We start from the raw sequence: 2,947 nt of genomic DNA, 5'->3' as shown, positions 1-2,947 counted from the left end.
ACTTATAGTGAATAAATATTATTAATTGTACTCGCAGGCAGCTTATCTCTATCTTGGCTACATTACCCACACCATAAACCAACGCGATTACACAGGGAAAACGATGACCGCCATTACCGATTTAGACATTCTGTTAAAGTCCATGTCACCTGAGCTCATTGAAGGTGGTTATGTTTTTTGTACGGTAGATGGAGGACTAGCCGACTATGTCCACCTCAATCCGATGGCGACCTTTCGAGAAAAAGAAGGGTTAACTTTGGTGCTGACAGAAGAAGTGGCGACTCAAGCGCAGTTAAGTTTCGACGGTGTGTTTAGCATGATCACTTTATCGGTACACTCGAGCCTAGAAGCCGTAGGGCTGACAGCCGCCTTTGCTACTAAACTTGGCTCGTACGGCATCAGTGCCAATGTGATTGCAGGCTATTATCACGATCATATCTTCGTCCAGAAGCACAAAGCTGATCAAGCTATGAGCGCACTTCGAGAATTCTCAGAAGCGAACTAGCAGAAGTGAGCTAGTAACATAAGCGATCTAAGTAGATGAGTTCGCTCGTTCACGTATAAAGCTGACCAAGAGCTTGGTGAGATGCGTGTGATAGCTCATTGACCGATAATGGATGTAAATCGTTAGTGGGGCTAATTCAAGGTCTAACCGTTGTTCAACTAACGAGCCCCGGTCCAACTCATCTCGACAGAATTCTCTTGGTAACGCCACAAAACCTAACCCTTTGACAGCTATAGCTTTAGCGATAAACCCGCCATCAACATTGATGTCTGACTTAATGGTCACACTCTTCAAGCCTTCTACATCACTAAATATCCAGGGATTACCAGCAAAAGCTTTGTAACTTGAAATACACGGCATTGCTGATAGCTCCTCAACTGTGGTCGGTGAACCATATTCCGCCAGACAAGATGGCGAAGCTAAAACCGAACTCTCCCATTGACACAATGGCCGTGAAACCCAGTCACGATCATCAAGCGAGCCTCGCTCAAAACTAATAACGATATCAGGATCGCTGTTTAACGCGCTTTCTATCGACGTACTGTGTTCGCAAAACAGAGAAACATTTGGGTAGCTAAGAGCAAAATCAGCGAGCACATCACCAATGAAAGGGATATCTGGTGAGCTCACGCGAATACTGCCTTTCATTGACTCCGTTGAAATGCTGACGTTTTGCAATGTTTGGCTCAATTGACGAAGAGGCTCTCGGATTTCGTTGTAAAGCATTTCACCGGCCGAAGTTGGCGTCACCTTTCTGGTTGTCCGGTAGAACAACTTATTGCCAAGCTCAGCTTCAAGCTGTTGAACATGCCTACTTACCGTTGAGCTAGGAATTAGCAAGCGTTCTGATGCCTTTACAAAGCTACTCTGTTCAAAGACACAAATAAATGAGTTCAACCAAGCATTATCGATCCTTTCCAATTCATTATCCCAAAGCTGCCAATACTGAATCTCATATTAACCTATTTTTCAGGATTATTTATCACGATAAGGTACAGAAAATTCGCTAAGGAGAACAAATTATGACAGCAATCAAATCGAAAATTTTTGAGCGCGATGGATACCAACTCAAAGTAGAGCAGCATGGTAAAGGACCGAAATTATTGATTATTGGCAGTGTTGATTATTACAAAAGAGTGATTCCAACAAGGCTTCACGATCACTTTACTTGTCTGTACCTAGATCATCGAGGCTTTGCTCAAACCTTAAACGACAAGCATAACAACACCATCACTCTAGACATTATTTCCAAGGATATTGAAGCTACCTGCGATCATTTCAATATTCGTAAAACCAGTATTCTGGGGCATTCCGGACACGCGTACATGGCACTCCATTTCGCGAGTTTGACCGATATTCAGATTAATAAAGTAATGGTAGTAGGTGCTCCGCCAAACCTGTCGGAGGCGATGAAAGCCAAGCAATTGCTTTACTGGGAGAACAATGCCTCAAACGAGCGAAAGCACCTTTTGGAGCAAAGCCTTGGTAAGCTTGAACACGATATAAACAGAGAACCACATAGGAAGTTTGCGCACTTGTGTCATAGATTAGGGCCGATGCGTTGGGCAGATCCTTGCTTTAATGAGCTCCCTCTTTGGGAGCAAGTTACGACCAATACGGCTTTACTGGATTCGCTCTGGGGTAATGCTTTTAGCGAAATAAACCTCGCTACGCTGCCCAATGCTAACCAACTGAATGTTACTGTCGCCATTGGTGAGCTTGATTTCAGCATCGCGCCTTTGGATACGTGGTCACCTTTAAAAAATACATTTGGCTCTCTTGAGCTAGTGGCGCTTAAAGGTGTATCTCATACTCCGATGTTTGAAGCACCAAACGAGTTTGTCGAGCTAATGTGTCATCACCTACTAGGTTAAACCAACAACCTGTCTAACAGACATTCGAAAATGAGAAGACTGCAACAAGGAAGCACAAAAAAAGCGACGTAATGTACGTCGCTTTGGCTTATTGCTTAACGCAAACTGGCTGATCAGGCATCAGTCCATTAGACGCTTAAGCAAGCTTAAAAGTCGCCACTTTGTCACTTAAACCAGCGGCTTGGCTCTTAAGTTCATTCGACTCAGTTAAACTGTCCTGAGCACCTACCACCAAGTGGTCAGTCACATCTTTAATGGTCGTAATATTCTGAGTTATCTCACCCGTCACATGGGTTTGCTCTTCTGCTGCAGTCGCAATTTGAGTCGCCATATCACTAATCAAGGCAACAGACGTGTTGATCTCTTCTAGCGCTAGAGAAGCTCGGTCTGCATCTTCTACAGAATGTAGTGCTAGCTTAGAGCTCGTTTCCATCAGTTCAACGGCTTGTGCTGTTGTGCGCTGTAGAACATCGATCGTTGCCTTGATCTCTTCCGTTGAAGAGTGAGTGCGTTGAGAAAGCACACGAACTTCATCAGCTACTACGGCAAAGCCACGACCTTGTTCACC

At 44.3% G+C, this 2,947-nt stretch carries 4 protein-coding genes; 2 read left to right on the top strand and 2 right to left on the bottom strand.

Going from position 1 to position 2,947, the window contains the following annotated elements:
* Positions 1 to 103: 103 nt before the first annotated feature.
* On the top strand, positions 104 to 505 hold the full coding sequence (locus BCT81_RS23805; RefSeq protein WP_102426073.1) for an ACT domain-containing protein: 402 nt from the start codon (positions 104 to 106) through the stop codon (positions 503 to 505).
* Positions 506 to 532: 27 nt separating this feature from the next.
* Here the strand turns inward: BCT81_RS23805 and BCT81_RS23800 are convergent, their stop codons facing one another.
* Complete coding sequence (locus tag BCT81_RS23800) at positions 533 to 1,426, bottom strand: LysR family transcriptional regulator (protein ID WP_102426072.1); 894 nt, start codon at positions 1,424 to 1,426, stop codon at positions 533 to 535.
* Between the two features lie 101 nt (positions 1,427 to 1,527).
* Between BCT81_RS23800 and BCT81_RS23795 the strand changes: the two genes are divergently transcribed.
* Positions 1,528 to 2,379, top strand: a complete 852-nt coding sequence (locus tag BCT81_RS23795; protein WP_102426071.1) for an alpha/beta hydrolase — start codon at positions 1,528 to 1,530, stop codon at positions 2,377 to 2,379.
* A gap of 136 nt (positions 2,380 to 2,515) precedes the next feature.
* Here the strand turns inward: BCT81_RS23795 and BCT81_RS23790 are convergent.
* Positions 2,516 to 2,947, bottom strand: a 432-nt coding sequence (locus BCT81_RS23790) for a methyl-accepting chemotaxis protein (protein WP_241908266.1), incomplete at its 5' end; no start/stop codon positions are given.

This window comes from Vibrio sp. 10N.261.52.A1 (assembly GCF_002876325.1).
In the GTDB taxonomy this organism is placed as follows: Bacteria; Pseudomonadota; Gammaproteobacteria; order Enterobacterales; family Vibrionaceae; genus Vibrio; species Vibrio chagasii.
Note: the sequence above shows the minus strand (reverse complement) of the source record. Positions and strands in the feature narration are given on the sequence as shown.

Excerpts from the sequence above, each read along its gene's own strand:
- BCT81_RS23795 (WP_102426071.1), top strand. The coding sequence starts at position 1,528 with ATGACAGCAATCAAATCGAAAATTTTTGAGCGCGATGGATACCAACTC.
- BCT81_RS23805 (WP_102426073.1), top strand. The coding sequence starts at position 104 with ATGACCGCCATTACCGATTTAGACATTCTGTTAAAGTCCATGTCACCT.